The organism is Rahnella sp. BCC 1045 (genome assembly GCF_019049615.1).
Classification (GTDB): domain Bacteria; phylum Pseudomonadota; class Gammaproteobacteria; order Enterobacterales; family Enterobacteriaceae; genus Rahnella; species Rahnella contaminans.
Map to the genome: position 1 here is coordinate 1 of NZ_JAFMOZ010000128.1, position 18,036 is coordinate 18,036.

At 56.8% G+C, this 18,036-nt stretch carries 19 protein-coding genes and 1 pseudogene; 7 read left to right on the top strand and 13 right to left on the bottom strand.

The features are described from left to right. Window positions 1–117 precede the first annotated feature (117 nt). Together J1782_RS13480 and J1782_RS13485 are read right to left on the bottom strand one after the other, a co-directional pair. Entirely contained in the window at window positions 118–1,614 is a 1,497-nt protein-coding gene (locus J1782_RS13480; RefSeq protein WP_152325522.1) for an MFS transporter, read from the bottom strand. A gap of 115 nt (window positions 1,615–1,729) precedes the next feature. Further along, window positions 1,730–2,794, bottom strand: coding sequence for an NAD(P)-dependent alcohol dehydrogenase (locus J1782_RS13485; RefSeq protein ID WP_217153321.1), 1,065 nt, complete (start codon window positions 2,792–2,794; stop codon window positions 1,730–1,732). 236 nt (window positions 2,795–3,030) lie between these two features. Between J1782_RS13485 and J1782_RS13490 the strand changes: the two genes are divergently transcribed. From J1782_RS13490 to J1782_RS13505, 4 genes are read left to right on the top strand one after another with little or no spacing between them, the layout of a single operon-like run. Next, a complete protein-coding gene (locus tag J1782_RS13490) occupies window positions 3,031–3,969 on the top strand; it encodes an ABC transporter substrate-binding protein (protein WP_152325524.1) in 939 nt (312 codons plus the stop codon). 60 nt (window positions 3,970–4,029) lie between these two features. Continuing rightward, window positions 4,030–5,199: an ABC transporter permease gene (locus J1782_RS13495; RefSeq protein ID WP_165059550.1), complete on the top strand. Its 1,170-nt coding sequence runs from the start codon at window positions 4,030–4,032 to the stop codon at window positions 5,197–5,199. Continuing rightward, window positions 5,196–6,140: an ABC transporter ATP-binding protein gene (locus tag J1782_RS13500; protein WP_152325526.1), complete on the top strand. Its 945-nt coding sequence runs from the start codon at window positions 5,196–5,198 to the stop codon at window positions 6,138–6,140. Before J1782_RS13495 ends, J1782_RS13500 begins: the two co-directional genes overlap by 4 nt. Continuing rightward, a complete protein-coding gene (locus J1782_RS13505) occupies window positions 6,137–6,907 on the top strand; it encodes an ABC transporter permease (RefSeq protein WP_165059552.1) in 771 nt (256 codons plus the stop codon). Before J1782_RS13500 ends, J1782_RS13505 begins: the two co-directional genes overlap by 4 nt. Window positions 6,908–6,970: 63 nt before the next feature. Here J1782_RS13505 and J1782_RS26560 read toward each other — a convergent pair. Next, window positions 6,971–7,072: pseudogene (locus tag J1782_RS26560) on the bottom strand (hypothetical protein); the annotation flags it as partial. 224 nt (window positions 7,073–7,296) lie between these two features. On the opposite strand from J1782_RS26560, the gene yedA reads away from it, so the two are divergent. Next, window positions 7,297–8,214 carry a drug/metabolite exporter YedA gene (gene yedA / locus J1782_RS13515; protein ID WP_152325528.1) on the top strand — a complete coding sequence of 306 codons (918 nt, stop codon included), beginning with the start codon at window positions 7,297–7,299 and terminating at the stop codon, window positions 8,212–8,214. Between the two features lie 5 nt (window positions 8,215–8,219). Here yedA and J1782_RS13520 read toward each other — a convergent pair whose 3' ends face one another. Genes J1782_RS13520 through J1782_RS13560 form a run of 9 tightly spaced genes read right to left on the bottom strand, consistent with a single transcriptional unit; the run spans window position 8,220 to window position 15,124 of the window. Then, window positions 8,220–8,756, bottom strand: coding sequence for a DUF3833 domain-containing protein (locus J1782_RS13520; RefSeq protein ID WP_217153323.1), 537 nt, complete (start codon window positions 8,754–8,756; stop codon window positions 8,220–8,222). 22 nt (window positions 8,757–8,778) lie between these two features. After that, window positions 8,779–9,306 (bottom strand): hypothetical protein, encoded by a 528-nt coding sequence (locus tag J1782_RS13525; RefSeq protein WP_152325530.1) that lies wholly within the window; start codon window positions 9,304–9,306, stop codon window positions 8,779–8,781. Then, window positions 9,306–9,800, bottom strand: a complete 495-nt coding sequence (locus J1782_RS13530) for a DUF2878 domain-containing protein (RefSeq protein WP_165059556.1) — start codon at window positions 9,798–9,800, stop codon at window positions 9,306–9,308. The genes J1782_RS13525 and J1782_RS13530 overlap by 1 nt, the downstream gene beginning before the upstream one ends. Beyond that, entirely contained in the window at window positions 9,797–11,029 is a 1,233-nt protein-coding gene (locus tag J1782_RS13535) for a cyclopropane-fatty-acyl-phospholipid synthase family protein (RefSeq protein ID WP_152325532.1), read from the bottom strand. The genes J1782_RS13530 and J1782_RS13535 overlap by 4 nt, the downstream gene beginning before the upstream one ends. 2 nt (window positions 11,030–11,031) lie before the next feature. Further along, complete coding sequence (locus J1782_RS13540) at window positions 11,032–11,748, bottom strand: DUF1365 domain-containing protein (protein WP_152325533.1); 717 nt, start codon at window positions 11,746–11,748, stop codon at window positions 11,032–11,034. After that, window positions 11,745–13,094, bottom strand: a complete 1,350-nt coding sequence (locus J1782_RS13545) for an FAD-dependent oxidoreductase (protein ID WP_217153350.1) — start codon at window positions 13,092–13,094, stop codon at window positions 11,745–11,747. The genes J1782_RS13540 and J1782_RS13545 overlap by 4 nt, the downstream gene beginning before the upstream one ends. Window positions 13,095–13,101: 7 nt before the next feature. Further along, entirely contained in the window at window positions 13,102–13,818 is a 717-nt protein-coding gene (locus J1782_RS13550; RefSeq protein ID WP_217153324.1) for an SDR family NAD(P)-dependent oxidoreductase, read from the bottom strand. Then, window positions 13,818–14,270 (bottom strand): nuclear transport factor 2 family protein, encoded by a 453-nt coding sequence (locus tag J1782_RS13555; protein ID WP_217153325.1) that lies wholly within the window; start codon window positions 14,268–14,270, stop codon window positions 13,818–13,820. Before J1782_RS13555 ends, J1782_RS13550 begins: the two co-directional genes overlap by 1 nt. Continuing rightward, window positions 14,270–15,124 (bottom strand): MerR family transcriptional regulator, encoded by an 855-nt coding sequence (locus J1782_RS13560; protein WP_217153326.1) that lies wholly within the window; start codon window positions 15,122–15,124, stop codon window positions 14,270–14,272. The genes J1782_RS13555 and J1782_RS13560 overlap by 1 nt, the downstream gene beginning before the upstream one ends. Before the next feature lie 178 nt (window positions 15,125–15,302). Here J1782_RS13560 and J1782_RS13565 point away from each other — a divergent pair, with 178 nt between their 5' ends. Next, window positions 15,303–15,872 carry a helix-turn-helix domain-containing protein gene (locus J1782_RS13565; RefSeq protein ID WP_152325538.1) on the top strand — a complete coding sequence of 190 codons (570 nt, stop codon included), beginning with the start codon at window positions 15,303–15,305 and terminating at the stop codon, window positions 15,870–15,872. Between the two features lie 24 nt (window positions 15,873–15,896). Further along, window positions 15,897–16,433 carry a GNAT family N-acetyltransferase gene (locus J1782_RS13570; RefSeq protein ID WP_152325539.1) on the top strand — a complete coding sequence of 179 codons (537 nt, stop codon included), beginning with the start codon at window positions 15,897–15,899 and terminating at the stop codon, window positions 16,431–16,433. A 600-nt stretch (window positions 16,434–17,033) separates the two neighbouring features. On the opposite strand, the gene J1782_RS13575 is transcribed toward J1782_RS13570, so the two are convergent. Next, window positions 17,034–18,029 (bottom strand): ABC transporter permease, encoded by a 996-nt coding sequence (locus J1782_RS13575; protein ID WP_152326322.1) that lies wholly within the window; start codon window positions 18,027–18,029, stop codon window positions 17,034–17,036. Window positions 18,030–18,036: the final 7 nt, after the last annotated feature.

Sequence of the window (18,036 nt, forward strand, 5' to 3'; positions counted from 1 at the left end):
GGGTTGGGGTGGGGTATTAAGGTCAAAAACAAGATTTAAAGTTTGTTTAGACAAGGCGTTAGCTTTTAAAACCCCCTCCCGACCTCCCCCTTCGCAGGGGGAGAAGCAAGGCAAAAACTAAACTGGTTTAATTTCCTGCTGAAAATCTTCAGCATCTACGTCATACCCCGACGGTTCCCACCGCACCGCTGTCAGCACGATGAGTCCTGCCAGCGGCGCTAACGCGATCACCCAAAACACGCCGGTGCCTAACGCGGCGGAAAGCACCGGGAACAGGAACAGGGAAAGGGTGGAACTGGCGCGCATCAGCGTCTGGTTGAAACCGACACCCATGCCGCGCAGCGACGTCGGGTAGCTCAGCGAAGCGAATGTCATGGTGTGCGAGCCCGGACCGAATCCCTGGCCGAACAGGAACAATGCCAGCATGGCGATGGAAATTGCCGCTTCACCGCCGTCGGCCGGACGGCCAACCAGCGCCAGCCCGATCATCGCAATGAGCTGACAGGCGTAACCGGCATAAGTCATTTTCCATGCACCAAATTTAGAGACATAGCGCACGGCAATCAGACCGCCGACAAACGCGAAGCACAGATTCAGGCCAAGCGAGAACAAAATGGTGCTGATCATCGACTGTTTCAGGAAGCTGGATAAAATTACCGGCAGACCGAACGCCACGGCGTTGTAGGCAAATGACGAGGCGACGGCGGTCACCGTAGCCAGCACGGTGCGGCGCAGATAAATGCCCTGCAACAGCGTGCCGTAATTCCGCCATGCCGCTTTGCGCACTTTCACCTGCGGCGTTTTATCGGCATCATCGGCAACAACCGCATTGATGTTATAGGATTTTCTCAGGATAGCCGCCGCACTTTGCAGGTCGCCCTGATTCGCCGCCCAGACCGGCGATTCATTCATGTAACGGTGGCGTATCGCGATAATCAGAATCGCCGGCACCGCGCCAAAACCGAGAATTAAACGCCACAGCCAGTCGGTGTGTGTGGCCGGCAATACCGCATAAAGCAGCAGAACCAGCAGATAGGAAACGCTGATCGCCGCGTACCATGTCGGGCACCACATCGCCACGCGCGAGGCTTTATTGCCGCGCCCCTGAAGCTTGGAAAATTCCGCCAGAAACGCCATCGCCACCGGTAAATCGATACCGACACCGAGGCCCATCACAAAGCGCGAGCCGCCGAGCACCCATTCATTTGGCGCAAAGGCACAGGCCAGTGCGGCAATCACAAAGAAGAACATGTCGGCCATGAACACACGGTAACGGCCAATTTTGTCGGTCAGATAGCCGCCGAAAAGCGCGCCGACAATCGCCCCGAAGGTGATTGCGGAAGCGACAAAGCCCGCGCCGGAAGGCGTCAGGCCGAACTGGCGGGTGATATCTTTCATCCCGAAGGCCAGCGCACCGAGGTCGTAAGCGTCGAGGAAAACGCCGCCCAGTGCGATAGCTATCACGATGCGCGCGTCGCTGATTTTCGCGGCGCCACGGTTCACTAACTGAGTAATATCGGCAGCAGAACGAATCACCACCGGTTTGTCAGACGCAGAATCTGCGCTGTAATCCCCTGAAGAGGCGGCGGGAGAGGCCGCAATTGAATCAGACATTGTTGTGTTTACGCTTTTTGACAAAAAAACCAGCATAGAGGCGAGGTGATGCCGGTCACAAGTCCTGATTCAGCGATACGTAAAAACAAATGGCTATAAGTTAAAGCTAAGTGATCTAAGCCTGCGCAGGCCAGCGTAAAACGGCCTTCATCACCTTGCCGCAGGCGGCATCGTCAATAGCCTGACGGATATCCTGAAAGTCGTAAAAATGCAGCAGGCGGTCGAAAGGAAATTGCCCGGCCTGCCAGAGTGTAATCATTTTTGGGATGAACGCCTGCGCCACGGAGTCGCCCTGGATCACGCTGAGTATTTTCCTCCCGCGCGAAAGCGTTGCCCCGCCCGTACCGGTCAGCCGTACCATTGTGCCGCCGTCTTTCAGCGCGTCCTGCCCGAGTTTATCCAGCGCGGAAACGCCCGCCGTATCGATAACGTAATCCAGAGTTTCGCGCAGACTACGCTCCTTTCCGGTTTTCATGGCTTCTGTCGCGCCCAGTTCCAGCGCCAGATCCCGCCGGTGCTGATGCTGATCGAGGGCGATAATCTCTTTTGCCCCAGCAATTTTTGCCGCCATCACCGCCGCCATGCCTACCGCACCGGTGCCAATGACCAGCAGACGATCGCTTTTTTTCACTTTCAGCGTATTCATTACCGTACCCGCACCGGTTTGCAGGCCGCAGCCGAGCGGAGCCAGCGTGGCGAGTGGCAGCGATTTACCGACTTTCACCAGATTTTGTTCCGTGACCAGCGCGTAACTGGCAAAGGAGGATTGCCCGAAAAAATGCCCGCTGATGCCCGGAGGGTAAGCGCTGCTGCCATCAAGGCGGGAGAAGCCAAAGTTCAGCGTAGAAAAATGTTCGCAGTCTGCCGGGCTGTGCGCGGAACAGGCGTCGCACTGGCCGCATGACTGAAAAGACAGCACAACGTGATCGCCCGGTTTTACCGTCGTCACCGCGCTGCCGATCTGCTCGACAATCCCCGCGCCTTCGTGGCCTAAAACAGCGCCCGGCGAGAAAAAACTGATATCGGTGTGGCAAATTCCGCAGGCAACGATGCGGACACCCACCTCATTACGGCGCGGCGCGCTCAGGCGCAACTTTTCAAATTTGAGCTGATGGTTATCACTGACCACGGCGGCTTCAATCATGCGTGGTGCGGTTCTTTTCGGGGAATAAACGGACATCTGGCTCTCCTTATTAAAGGGAAAACAGAAGATTCCGGCTCAGTGTTTTACCGGATAAGCTTCGAACATTTTTGCATTTTACTCAGCTACCGCTGCCTGCTTTTATGGCTCACCATCCATTCCCCTGCGCGAAATTGGACTATTCTTGTTAGCAGCTTGTTTATTCAGATGAAAGCAGAAAGACAGAGCAGTCGCCGGGCGACAAAAACCAACATAACCCGATAAGAGGATAGAACATGACTGTAACAACTGGGCGAGTACGGGGCGTTTCCATGGCAGCGCTGGCGCTGGTTTCGGCATTGAGTTTCAGCGCACAGGCCGCAGAGGATGCCGTTCGTGTTGGCTCGAAAATTGATACCGAGGGTTCCCTGCTAGGTAACATCATTATTCAGGTTCTGGAAGCCAACGGCATTCACACCACCAATAAATTGCAGCTGGGGACGACCAAAGTGGTGCGCGGTGCGATCACCGCCGGGGAAATCGATATTTATCCGGAATACACAGGTAACGGCGCATTCTTCTTCTCCGATGAAAAAGATCCGGCGTGGAAAAATGCGCAGGCCGGTTTCGATAAAGTGAAAAAACTCGATTACGACCAGAACAAGATTGTCTGGCTTGATCCGTCACCGGCGAATAACACCTGGACTATCGCGGTGCGTCAGGATGTGGCGAGTGCGCATGACCTGAAATCGCTGGCCGATTTGGGCAAATTCATCAGCAGCGGCGGGGATTTCAAACTGGCGGCATCGGCGGAGTTTATTGAGCGTCCGGATGCGTTGCCGGCGTTTGAAAATGCCTACGGCTTCAAGCTGAATCAGCAACAACTGTTGTCGCTGGCGGGCGGTGATACGGCGGTGACTATAAAAGCGGCGGCGGAAAAAACGTCCGGTGTGAACGCGGCGATGGCGTATGGCACCGACGGCCCGGTGGCCGCGCTCGGCCTGCAAACGCTGGAAGATCCGAAAGGTGTGCAGCCCATTTATGCGCCTGCGCCAATCATCCGCGAAGCCGCGCTGAAAGCGCATCCGAACATTCCTGATCTGCTGAAACCGGTCTTTGCTTCCCTCGATACTAAAACGCTGCAAACGCTGAACGCGAAAATTGCGGTCGATGGTCAGGATGCGAAGAAGGTCGCGGCGAAATATTTGCAGGACAAAGGTTTCGTTAAAAAATAACCGGGCAGTGACGCCCTGAATGCGGCCTGCGGGCCGTGTTCACTGAAATCAGGTAACGTTTTGGCTCATCATTCACCCGTTAAAAACCGCGTATTGCTGACGCTGGTTTTCCTGTTATTGCTGTCCGGTTCCGGTCTGGCCTTTCTCAGCCATGCGCCTAACCGCCTGGTGTCGGGGCAGGGCATTTCGCTGGCCTCGTTGCTCCACGGCTATACCTTTTTCGTGCTTCTGCCGGTGATATTGCTGGTGGTGAGCGCTTTTCTTACGTTGTTTGGCCGCAGCCATTTGCTGGTGATGTTGCTGGCAGAAATTCTCCTGGCGGCGCTGGTCTGGCTGGCCGGATATACCGCGGTACAACTGACCGGCGGCAACGAAGACAGTATTGCGCGCACCTCGCTCGGCGGCGGTTTCTGGGCGGCAGCGGCGCTGTGTCTGCTGATTGCCTCCGACGCCATTTCCCGTTTTACCCGCAATCACACCCTGCGCATTTTGCTCAATATCCAGATGCTGATCCCGGTGGTTTTGCTGCTGTTTTACGGCCAGCTTTCCGGGCTGTCGCTGCTGAAAGAGTACGACAACCGTTCAGACGTTTTTAACGACGCACTCTGGCAGCATCTGGGGATTTTGTTCGGCACGCTGGTGCCTGCGGTGCTGATCGGCCTGCCGGTCGGTTTGCTCTGCCACCGCCATGTGCGCTGGCGCGGGCCGGTGCTGTCGGTGCTCAATATTATTCAGACCGTGCCGTCGATTGCGCTGTTTGGCCTGCTGCTCGCGCCGCTGGCCGGGCTGGCAAAAGCGCTGCCGTGGCTGGGCGAACATGGGATCAGCGGTATCGGGCTGGCCCCGGCAATTATCGCGCTGGTGCTTTACTCCCTGTTGCCGCTGGTGCGCGGCGTGATTGCCGGGCTCGATTCCGTGCCGGAAGCGGTGATTGAATCCGCGCGCGGTATGGGCATGAACCGCGGGCAGGTCTTTTTCCGCGTCCAGATGCCGATTGCGCTGCCGGTTATCCTCACCGGCATCCGGATTGTGGCGGTGCAAACCGTCGGAATGGCGATGGTCGCGGCGCTGATTGGCGCGGGCGGGCTGGGGGCGATTATGTTCCAGGGCCTGTTAAGCAGCGCGCTGGATCTGGTGTTGCTCGGGGTGATCCCCGCGGTTCTGATGGCCGTCGTGGTCGACAGCATTTTTAAATTCGCAGTCTCAATACTGGAAACCTCACGCAGATGATTCATTTCAAGCAGGTAAGTAAACACTTTGCTGGCAAGGCGGTCGTGCGTGACCTGACGCTGGAAATGGCCAAAGGCGAATTCACCGTGCTGATCGGGACGTCCGGCTCGGGGAAATCCACCACGCTGAAGATGATCAACCGGCTGGAAGAGCACGATCGCGGCGAAATTCTCTTTGCCGGTGAACCGATTGAAAAATTTCGCGCGCAGGATTTACGCCGCCGGATGGGGTACGCCATTCAGTCGATTGGCCTGTTTCCGCACTGGACGGTGGAAGAGAACATCGCCACCGTACCGCAGTTGCTGAAATGGCCGAAGGCCAAAATCCGCGACCGCGTGACCGAATTGCTCGAACTGCTGAGTCTGGATCCGAAACAGTTCCGCACGCGTTATCCGCACCAGCTTTCCGGCGGGCAGCAGCAGCGTGTCGGCGTGGCGCGTGCGCTGGCATCAGACCCGGAGGTGCTGCTGATGGATGAACCGTTCGGCGCGCTCGATCCGGTGACGCGCGCGACGTTGCAGGAAGAAGTGGCGCGTATTCATAAACTCTCGCACCGCACGATTGTGCTGGTGACGCACGACATCGACGAAGCGCTGGCGCTGGCTGACCGCATCGTGCTGCTCAACGACGGGCAGGTGGTGCAGCAGGGTACGCCGCTGGAATTGCTGACCAAACCGGCGACGCCGTTCGTGCGTGATTTCTTTGGCGGCAGCGATATGGGCCTTCGTTTGCTGTCCTTGCAGGAAGTCGGTTCGCGCACACGTCAGGGCGAATATTACGCCGGTAATGAAAAACCTCTGGTGGCGTCGATGAGCCTGAGCCAGGCGCTGTCAAAATTTGTCGCGCAACAGGTTCAGCAACTGCCGGTGGTGGATGAGCAGGGGCAGCCGGTCGGTGTGCTGCATTTTGCGGATCTGACGACGACAGGGAACGCTGTATGAAACACGGCTTACGGCGAGTTCTCACGGATCCTCTCATCTGGGTACTGGCGCTTTTGCTGGCGCTGATTTTCGGCATGACGTCGCTCGGCGGCCTGTTTCACTGGATGTTTCCCGCGCTCAGCAGACCGGTGTATCAGCAGGAAAGCTTCGCCTCGCTGGTGGAAGCGCACCTCTTGCTGGTCGGTGTTTCCAGCCTGATTGCGGTGGTGATCGGCGTGGCGGCGGGCGTGGGTGTCACGCGTCCGGCGGGCAAGGAATTCCGCTCGCTGATCGAAACGCTGGTGGCGATGGGGCAGACTTTTCCGCCGGTCGCCGTGCTGGCGGTGGCGGTGCCGGTGATGGGGTTTAGCGAAAAACCGGCGATAATCGCGCTGGTGCTTTACGGCCTGCTGCCCATTTTGCAGGGCACCATTGCCGGGATTGAATCGGTGCCAGCGTCGGCACGCGAAATTGCGCAGGGCGTCGGGATGAGCCGCTGGCAGATGCTGAGAAAGGTCGAAATCCCGCTGGCCGCGCCGGTGATCATTGCCGGTATCCGCACATCAGTGATCATCAATATCGGGACGGCGGCGATTGCGTCAACGGTCGGGACATCAAGCCTGGGGTCGCCGATTATTATCGGTCTGAGCGGCTTTAATACGGCGTATGTTTTGCAGGGCGCGGTGATTGTCGCGCTGCTGGCGATTTGCGTGGATATGCTGTTTGAACGCTGGAGCCGCTGGCTGCAACGGTGGCAGCAGCGGTCTGGCGGTGAATCAGTGCGCTGACATCGAAGACGGCGCCGGAACTACGGAAGGGGCGTCGCTATCGCTGACCGGTTTGGCGTCGTCCTGAATCACCACCGCATAACCCGCGACCATAACGCCACCAATTGCGCCAATTGCCATCAGGCCGAACAGTGCGATAAATAATTTTTTGCCTAGCGAATTCATGTGCAGTACCTCGGAAATTTGAACGACGAATTATAAATTGTTTACCTCCTCCTGCAACACACTATTCATGCGCTAATTACGTTAACCGCCAATGCCTCTCATTTTTTGTCATATGCAGAAACTTTTTAGCAACATTTTGACGCGATCGCACAGATTCCCTTGCCGGTAATCGGGCCAATAGCGTTAACTGTTTGCCTTTATTATCACGCTAATAAGTTATTCCTATGACCGCCTCTGTGACCCGTTCCCTGCTGCCATTAATCGCAGCACTGTTTGCGTTGTATTTTATCTGGGGTTCTACCTATTTCGTGATCCGCGTGGGCGTGGAAAGCTGGCCGCCGCTGATGATGGCCGGGCTGCGTTTCTTTGTTGCCGGATGCATTATGTTCACCTTTTTGCTGCTGCGCGGGCATAAAGTCCCGACGCTGAAACAGTGGATGGCCGCCGGTGCGGTGGGCATCTTGCTGCTCTCCGTCGGTAACGGTCTGGTGACTGTCGCCGAACATATGCAGGTGCCGTCGGGCATTGCCGCGGTGATGGTCGCTACGGTTCCGCTGTTTACGCTGTGCTTCAGCCGTCTGTGGGGAATGCCCAACAGCCGTCTGGAATGGACCGGCGTGGCGATCGGCCTGTTTGGTATTGTGCTGCTCAATACCGGCAGCAATCTGGAAGGAAACCCGTGGGGCGCGGCGCTGATCCTGCTGGCCTCGCTGAGCTGGGCGTTTGGTTCGGTGTGGAGTTCGCGCCTGACCCTTCCGGTTGGCCTGATGGCCGGTGCGGCAGAAATGATTATTGCGGGTGTGGTATTGCTGGTTGCCAGCCGACTCACCGGTGAACATCTGTCGGCCGCGCCGACGCTCAGTGGCTTTCTGGCGCTGGGCTATCTGGTGGTTTTCGGCTCGATGATTGCCATCAGCGCCTATATGTTTTTGCTGAAAACCGTGCGTCCCGCCGTCGCCACCAGTTATGCCTATGTGAACCCGATAGTCGCGGTTTTGCTGGGTATCGGCTTCGCCGGTGAATCCCTTTCGCCAGTCGAATGGGTAGCGTTAGGCGTAATTCTTTGCGCCGTTCTGCTGGTGACGCTGGGTAAATTCGTCTTCGGCCGCCGCAAAACGGTGATTAAAGAGGTGAAGATTTAACCCCTTCACTTCTTCTCAAAGAACAGCGTCACACGCGCCACTTCGACGCCGAATTTTCTCAGCGATGTGACGTTAAACAGATGCTGTTCGTCCTGCTGATAAATCCAGTCGTCGAAGGTCAGGCGGTACGTGCTGCCGCCTGATTTAACGTCCATCACATATTTCCAGTTGAACGCATTTCCGGCCGATTGCCCGGTCGCGGTGCCGATAATGTCACCCGCCGTACCGGTATAACGGCCATCTGCGAGTTTCCGGATGCGCCAGACGCGGGTCTGTTTCTCGCCGTCGTCATATACAAAATCCTCGTGCAGCGTCAGCGTATCCGCCACCACGTCACCCTGAATTTTGGCGGTAAAACGCCGGGTCTGTTTATGGCTGTAATCCTGCACCATGCCGTATGCCACGGTATCACCGGCAAAATAGGTGAAGATATCCAGCGCTGGCTGCGCTTGCGCATAATCTTTGATACTGGCACTGCAACTGGTCAGCAGCAGCGCGCAGGCCGCCAGAAGGGGAAGAAGCATTTTGCGCAGGGCAGTCATAAAACCTCCGGTCGGATGAACATTAATCGGACGCCGTCGCGCCGATGAGCTTGCTGCGTAAATCAGGATATTGCGTGGCGGGTGAAAGCCAGATGGCCAGGAATGCGTCGCGAAACGCCGGGTTGAACGGTTCGCCGATGGGTTGAATCAGCACGCTGTTGGGCGCGCGGCTGTAAAACTGGCCACCGTTCTCATCAGCCAGAAAAACGATTTCGCTGCCGTTACTGACGTCCGGCCAGATTTTTTCAACGCGGTTCAGCCAGTCATTTTTCCGCGCCTGTTCGAGCAGTCCGAGTGCCTGCCATTGCTCTTCCGTGGCTTTGGTCAGTTCCTCGCGATCAATGCTGCGCAGATAGTCGATCACTAACGCCTGTGGCCATTTTTGCGCCTGATAATGGCCTTCCGGCGTCAGCAGTTGTGAGTTGTAAACTTCAAACGGCCCCCAGTTCAGCGTGGCGCGTCCCACCTGCCGCCAGTGATCCCACGGTGTGGCGGCGATAGCAGAGAATGAAAACAGCAGCGGTATTGCCAGCAGTAAAAAACGTTTCATCAGGTTCTCCGTGTGTTACGGAACAATACCGGCAGACTGACCAGCGGCAGGAAAACCGCCCATCCGGCGGCGAGCGCCAGCCAGACGTAAACCGGTGCGGCGATGAGCTGCATGGCGCCGAGCTGCATACCGAGGAAATACGCCAGCGGCCCGCTGACCGCGCCGAGCGGGATCAGCCAGTACCACGCAAGGCGTATTACGCCAAGCAGCCACAGCCACCACGCGCTGAACCCCAGCCAGAGCGCCATCATCCACGGCGGAACAGCCTGCGAATCTGTAAATTCCAACAGACCAAAAATACACCACAGCGAATCAAGCATGATGCCCAGCGTGCAAACGACCGCCACCCATAAACGTCGATGCGAAGGCGTAAACGCCAGCATCAGAAAACTGCTGATCAGCAGAAAAAAGATAAACTGGTCGCGTCCCCAGACTGCCAGTGTCCACCAGACATCAAAGCCCAGCGTCAGCAGCCAGAACCGCCACGATTTCATCCGCGTCGCTCGGCGATAAGCTGTACGGTGCTGATGGTGCGGGCGCGGAATCCGGCCTCGCAGTAGCACAGGTAAAACAGCCACAGGCGGCGGAAATGTTCGTCCTGAACGCCGTCCGGTTGAGCATTCCAGTAACGCTGTACCCGTTCGCGCCATTCGTGCAGCGTGCGGGCGTAATCAAAACCGATGTCGAACAAGTCGCGCACCACCAGGCCGGTATAACGGGTCATCGTTTCATTCATGGCGGTGATAGACGGCAGAAAACCGCCGGGAAAAACGTAGCGCTGAATAAAATCGACTTTGCGGCTGTACGTCGCGTAACGCTGATCGGCAATGGTGATTGCCTGGATCGCCAGCCGTCCCTGTGGTTTCAGCAGGGCATTGCAGCGTTTGAAGAAGGTGGAAAGGTAGCGTTTCCCGACGGCTTCGATCATTTCGATGGAAACCAGCTTGTCGTACTGGCCGTCGAGCGAGCGGTAATCTTCAAATAACACCGTCACGCGGTCGCTCAGCCCGGCATTCGCAATGCGTTGGCTGGCGTAGCGGAACTGCTCGCGGGAAATAGTGGTGGTCGTCACTTTGCAGCCGTATTCACGGGCGGCAAACTCTGCCATCGCGCCCCAGCCGGTACCGATTTCCAGCAGATGATCGCCCGCATGCAGTTGCAGTTGTTCGCACAAGCGGCGCATTTTGGCTTCCTGCGCCTGTTCCAGCGACATCTGCGGTGTCTGATACCAGGCAGATGAATAGAGCATTTGCTCATCCAGAAAGCCCTGATAAAAATCGTTACCGAGATCGTAATGCGCGGAGATATTTTTGCGCGCCTGCGTCGGGCTGTTGCGGCGGAATAAGTGAATCAGCCTGTTCAGCGGCGTACTCAGCCAGCTCAGCCGCGCTTCGATTTTATCCACCAGCTTCATGTTTTCGGCCAGCAGTTGCAGAACCGCCGTCAGATTGGGCGTCGTCCAGTCGCCATCAATAAAACTTTCGCCCGCCGCGATGCTTCCTCCGAGCAAAACCCGCCGGTAAGCCCGCAGATTGTGAACTTCAATTTCGCCCTGCAAAGGGGCTGTCGCGTCGCCAAAAAAGACCGCATCTTCACCCGGTTCACGCAGCGTTAACCCGGCGCCATTCAGATTTTTTAATACGCCGAGAATCAGTGCGCGTGCAGCCTTGCTGCGCCGGTTCATCGCCCCTTCGCGGGCGAATTGCACTTCGGGTTGGCTCATGGTCAGTCCTTATCAACGGGAGGATGAGAATAAACAGGTGCCCGTTTCAGCCACAGTTTTACCGCCTGCCAGTAAATCGTCAGGGCGGTTTTCGCGGTCATGAGAGGCAGCCGCCATAATTGCTGGCGCAACGCGTCGCGGGTCAGCGGGCGGGCAGTCAGCGACAGGGCAGCATCGAATTCCCGTTCTTTACGGTGATTTTCGATAGTGATATGTAATTCTTTTCCCGGGGATGTCAGACGCCAGTGATAGACCATGTCCATCGGATTAAAAGGCGACACATGGAAGGCTTTCGGGACCGGCTGCGAACCGTCGGGCAGCACGGCGTAGGTGTGGCGTTCATTCCAGGGCGTGTTCCGCACCTCGGCCAGCATCCAGCGCAAAATTCCGGTCTTATCATAAAGGTAGTAGAAATTGACCGGATTGAAATAACAGCCGAAATAACATAACTGACAAAGCAACATTACCCGTCCGTCAGGGCGATCGCCGGTCAGTTCGGCAATTCTTTCCTGCGCTTTGGTTTTGATGTCTCCGCCGCCCAGATAATCTTTTCGGCGAAAGCTGGCCGGCGAAAAACGTTCCAGCTTTACGCCGAGTGCAGGCAGTTGTTCCAGCTCATCGAGATCAATCAGCGGCATGAAAATGTCGTAATCGAAACGGTGTTCGACCGGCGTAAACCGCCGGTGGCGCACGGTACCGACGTACAACGTGCTGTTCATGACGCCTCCCGTTCGGCCTGCCCGGCGGTGTCTTCGCGTTCAAGTTGCAGGGTCAGCTGTTCGGCCACGTCGCGGGCGCTGTTGACGCCGTCTTCATGGAAACCGTTGTACCAGTAAGCGCCGCAGAACCAGGTGCGGTTGACGCCGTTGATCCGGTAACGCTGCTGCTGCGCATGATGGCTGGCGACGTTCAGCACCGGATGCATATAGGTCGCGCGGAACAGGACTTTGCTGCCGTCAACCGGCGTGAGCGGATTGAGCGAAACGCAGAAGGTTTTCGGCGCGTCCAGCCCCTGCAAAATGTTCATGTTGTACGTCACGCTGGCACGGCGCATGTTTGATGGATTGCCATCACGCATATCCCCGCGCAGCGCGTCACTAACGGTATTCGGCAACTGATAATTCCAGCTCGCCCATGCACGTTTTTCACGCGGCAGCAGGCGGGTATCGGTATGCAGAATCACGTCGTTGGCCTGATAAGGCAGCTCACCGAGAATGTCGCGCTCATCGGCCGTGGCCTGTTCGCCCAAAATCGCCAGTGCTTCATCCGAATGGCAGGCGAAAACCACCTGATCGAAATGCGCTTCGCCCTGCGCGTAATGCACAACCACGCCGCAAGAAGAACGGATGACTTTAGTCACCGGAGCGTCCGTCAGCAGTTTCACACTGGCGGGTAACCGCGCCTGTAAGCGGCGGATATATTCACGCGAACCGCCCGGCACCACCCTCCATTGCGGACGATTTGTCACATCGAGCAGCCCGTGGTTATCAAAGAATCGCAGGAACATCGACAGCGGAAAATTCGCCATGTCGCCCAGCGAGGACGACCAGATCGCCGCGCCCATCGGCAACACATAATGCAGTGCGAAAAACGGCGAAAAGCCATTTTGATCGAGCAAATCGGCCAGTGTATCTTCGTCATTGTGTGGATTCAGCAGGCGCGCCTTGCAGAGTTTATTAAAGCGCAGGATCTCGAAAATGAAGCGCCAGAATTGCGGCCTGAACAGATTGCGGCGCTGGGCAAACAGGCTGTTGAGCGAATGCCCGTTATATTCAAGCTTGCTGGCCGGATTGCGCACGGAAAAACTCATTTCTGTCGGCTGGCCTTCAATACCCAGCTCGCGCAAAAGGGCGATGAAATGCGGATACGTCCGCGAGTTGTAGACAATAAAACCGGTGTCGATGGCGTACGCTTTGCCGTCTGAAATCACGTCCTGCGTGGCAGTATGCCCGCCTAACGTTGCCGACGATTCGAAAACCGTGATCTCGCAGCCGGGTTGGCTTTTCGCCAGCATCCACGCACAGCTCAGGCCCGAAATGCCGCTTCCCACGATCGCCACTTTTATTGTCATTTCATTTCACCATTTTCCGACATAACCATTTTTGCAGACTCACCGGCAGCAAAGATGCCACCCTGAGGAAACCGGCAAAAAGCGGCGGGAATGCAATTTCACTGGCACCGCGCGCCAGTTTTTTTCGAATGTGCTGAGAAGCCTGCGTGACGGTCACCATCATCGGCATCGGAAAATTGTTTCGCGCCGTCAGCGGTGTTTCCACAAATCCCGGCTGGATCAGCGAAATGTGAATCTGACGCGGAGCCAGATCGACGCTCAGTGAACGTGCGAAAAAGGCCAGCGCGGCTTTCGATGCGCCATAGGCTTCACTGCGCGAAAAGGGCAAAAGCCAGGCGGTGGAACCGACGATCGCCACGCGACTTCCGGCTGCTAAACCCGGCAGCAGGGCGTCCAGGCAATTGACCGGGCCGATGAAATTGGCGTTCATCACGCGGGCAACTTTTTCGGCTTCCACCACGCTGTTATCCAGGTATTCACAGGTTCCGGCGCACAGAATCACTAAATCAGCCTGTACGTCGTGTAACGCCTGACGCGTGGCGGTCAAATCGGTGATATCAAAACACAGCGGAATAATCAGCGGACTGGCGGCTGCCGTACTGATCAGTTTTTCCAGGCTGCGACCGCACGCCGTCACTTCCCAGCCTTCGGCGGCGTAATCCTGTGCCAGCTGTTTTCCGATACCTGAACTGGCACCGGTAATCAGAACGCGGCGCATTATTTCAACCTGGCTTTGACTACGCGGACGGCGCCGCCGAGCACCGGCAGATGCTCATACAGCATCGCGCCGAGGTCGTAATAATCACGCTGATAAATGACGCGGTTATCGTGCAGGCGCATATGGCTCGCGCCGTGGAGAAACATCGGCTGGCCTTTTTTCAGGGCAGGATGGGAAAACTCCATCTGCCAGAACAGGGATGCTTCGTCGCCCTGCAACAGCGGGGGCTGAATTTCAAAGCGGCAATAATTCACTTTCCTGAGCAACTGCGAGAAATAGCGCTCGAGCGCGTCCACGCCGTCGTAATGCGAAACCGGATCGATAAACACCACATGCGGGTGATAGATGCGGGAAAGCTGCGGCAGCTGGCTCATCTCAAGCTGATGATAAAATTCGCAAAGCCGCGACAAAACGTCGGGAGCAATGGCGGGCTCAGGAAAATGTTTAATCATTATTTTTTTCCTTCTTTGCGCAAAGGCACCATCTGAAGAATGATGTGACTTTCGTCATGCGGTAAAAGCGCCGGCTCAGACTCTGCGTGAGGTTCGTCTTCTCCGGCGCTGAGAATAACCGCCGAGCTGCCCAGAAGAATGATCGAAAGCCCTTGTTCCACCCAGTTCAGAAGGCGCTGGCGCTGGATCTGCGTGAGCTTGCCTTCCGACCACAACAATATTTGCGAGCCGCTGAGGTTTTCCAGATGTGGCTCATCCAGCGGAACCGGCAGGATTTCAACCTGCATACCTTCTTCGCAACGCACAATGGCTTCGAGCCACAGCTCGGTGCTGTCGGTGTGCCCCCAGCCGGTCAGCGTTGCCGGGGTTCCCGGCCGTTTACGTGCGGCATTCATACACATCACGGCGTGCTCGATGATCAGCCCGTCGAGCTGGCTGCGCATCATGAGCAGCCGTGAATCGCCGGAACTCAGGCGCTCACGCAACGGGCGCAAAATATTATTCACAAACGAGGCCGCCGGATATTCCCGCCCCAGTTCGATAATCAGCTGACGCACTTTGTTGCTGCGTCCGTCCTGAAGCGCGGTCAGAAGACGGTGTTCGCCCTGCGACCAGCCGCCGGGCAATGCCTCGACTTTGCCTTCCAGCAGGGATTTCACCTGGCCGACGGGAATGCCGCGATTGATCCAGCCCAGAATGGTGCGGATGGTGTCGAGATCATCATCGTTAAAGAGGCGGTGGCCGCCTTCGGTGCGCTGCGGTTTAAGCAAACCATAGCGGCGTTGCCATGCGCGAAGCGTGACCGGGTTGATACCACAAATTCGGGCGACTTCGCCGATGCTGTAAAGAGACATAGTTAAATCCAAAAATATTCATCCAACTTATCGTAACTCTAGCGCCTGATATGAAAGCTGTACAACTTTATTATTTTTGTACAACTTAGCTAATACTTTCTGCTTACATTATTTTAACTTGCGAATTTCTCAAATGAGAGATATTTTCCCTGTATTGAGAATTTTCAAGGGGAACGAAATGGAAGAAGGGCAGGACAGTCACGATCTGCGTCTGGCCGAACGGCTGGCAGAATTACGCGTCAGCCAGGGCTGGTCGCTGGAACAACTGGCGCAACGCACGGGCATCAGCCGGGCAACGCTTTCCCGCGTGGAGCGTGCAGAAACCAGCCCGACCGCGTCGCTGCTGGGCAAACTGAGTGCGGCGTACGGGCTGACCACCTCGCGCCTGCTGATGGCGCTGGAGGATAACCCGCCGGAGCTTATCCGCGCCGCGCAGCAGCCGGTGTGGCATGACCGCGAAACCGGTTTTGCGCGCCGTTCGGTTTCCCCTCCCGCACCGGGTTTTCGCGCCGAACTGATCTCCGGCACGTTAAAAGCCGGTGCCACGATTTCGTATGATTCCCCGCCGGTGGACGGCCTCGAGCAGCATATCTGGATGCTGGAAGGCATACTGGAGTTCACGCTCGCTTCACGCACTTACCGGCTTGAGGCCGGAGATTGCCTGCGTTTCCATCTTCACGGCACCTCGTCATTCCACGTTCCCGGCCCGGCGGATGCCCGCTACGCCATTGTGATTTCACGTCCTTAAATCTGACAGAACAGGAGCATCATTATGCAAAACGGCAGAGAAGTCGTGATAAGTGAAGTGCAGGGTGGCGTATTGCCGGAGGCGGATCTGGACGCGCTGGCAGAAACCCTGATGCAGTCGGTGGCGCTCGGCGCAAGCATCGGGTTCATTCTGCCGTTCGGGTTTGTGCAGGCGCAGGCGTTCTGGCAAAAATTATTGCCTGCTTTTGAGCGTGGCGAAAAGCGTCTTCTGGTCGCCCGCGAAGCCGGAAAAATCATCGGCACCGTCCAGCTGGTGGTCGATCAACCGGGCAACGGCCTCCATCGCGGCGACGTGGTGAAACTGATGGTCCATCCGGAAGGGCGCCGTAAAGGCGTGGCGAAAAAGCTGATGGATGCGGTGGAAGCGCTGGCGCGTGAAGAGGGCAAAACCCTGCTGGTGCTGGATACCGTTACGGGCAGTCCGGCGCAGACGCTGTATGAAAATCAGGGGTTTACGCTGAGCGGGATCATTCCGCAGTATGCAATGTCGACGGGAGGCGTGCTGGAGTCGACGAGTGTGATGTTTAAGGTACTTACATAAATACTTTAAAGCCAACTTCAACTTCAACTTCAAATTCAAGGTCGTGGGCGTCGGCCCACACCGACTTGGGGGGCGGCCTATCGCCGCCACCCCCCAAGACCCCCCGGGCTCTTTCACTGCGCGCTATCGCTAGGTCGACGGACGTGTTCTGTTACTACGGCGTGTGGCGCGAAATCTTGCCGCTGCGCGGTTCCTTCCTCGAGGGCTTCGAGCCTTGCGGTCTCGACCCCTCGGTCAGCAAAATTTCTGAGCGCGCCAAATTGCCTTTTCTAAAAGATTAGAACCAGCCTGATTTTGAATTTAAATAAGCCTCTGGCCGCTTTCAGAAAGCTTGCCGCGCGAAGCGTTTCGAGACCTGTGGCTCGAAACCGAGAAAGGGAACCGCGCAGCGGCAAGTTTTCGCGGCACTAGCTGTGGCTTCTGAAACATAGCCAGCGGGCGATAGCGCGTGTTGTAAAAAGACGCGGAGAGTCCAGAGAGGCCCCGTCCCGGGCCTCTCTGGTCGGTGTCGGCGCGAAAAGCCATGTGATCACTGCTATTGAAAAACCGAAACTTCCTCGATCCTTTTCCGTTTAAAAACGCAAAGCCCGTTCAGGCGACCTACCGCTTCTGTATGTACGTGAGCGCCAGCGCCACCGCCAACACCAGCCCTTTGATGATATCCATCGCGTAGTACGGCACCGACAGCATCACCAGCCCGTTTGACAGCACGCCCAGAATCACTGCGCCCAGCAAGGTTCCCAGCGCATTGGGCTTGCCGGAACCGGCCAGCGAGAAACCGATATACGCGGCGGCAACGGCGTCCATCAGATAACCGCCACCGGCATTCACCTGCGAAGAACCGATACGTGACGCCAGCAAAATGCCGCCTGCGCCCGCCAGAACCGAAGAAATCACGTACGCAATCACGCGGTAACGCGCGGTGCGGATCCCCGCGAGGCGCGCGGCCAGCGGGTTGCCGCCGATGGCGTACATACGGCGGCCATGTTTGGTCAGCGACATAAACAGTTGTACCGCAATGGTCACGACCGCCATCACGATCACAATCACCGGCACCTGACCGAGCAGGCTGAATACCGCGGGTACCGTGCCTTCGGCCATGTCGCCGCTTGGCAGAAGCATGTTCTCCGTGATGGAACCGCCGTAACTGTAGGTCATCGCCGCGCCCTGAATCACAAACAGGCTGGCGAGGGTGGCGAGCATGTCGGGGATTTTCAGGATAACAATCAGGAAGGCGTTAAACAGGCCCACCAGCGTACACAGCGCGAGTGTGATCAGAATCGCTTCGGTGGTGCCAAACCCGTGCCAGACGAACATCGAAATCACCAGCGCATTGGCGAGCGACGCCGTTGAACCGACCGACAAATCAAAGCCGCCGACCGAAAGTGAAATCGATACGCCGATGGCAATCACCGTCACGATGGCGATGGAACGCAGAATGTTGATGATGTTCGACGGTTCGAGGAAGTTGTCCGAGGCTACGCCAAAACCGGCGATCAGCAGCACAACGGTCAGCAACATGCCCCATTTATACAAAAATTCGAACAGCTGATGACGCCAGGGCTGACCCGCTGCCAATGTACTTTCTTTACTCACCACGGCT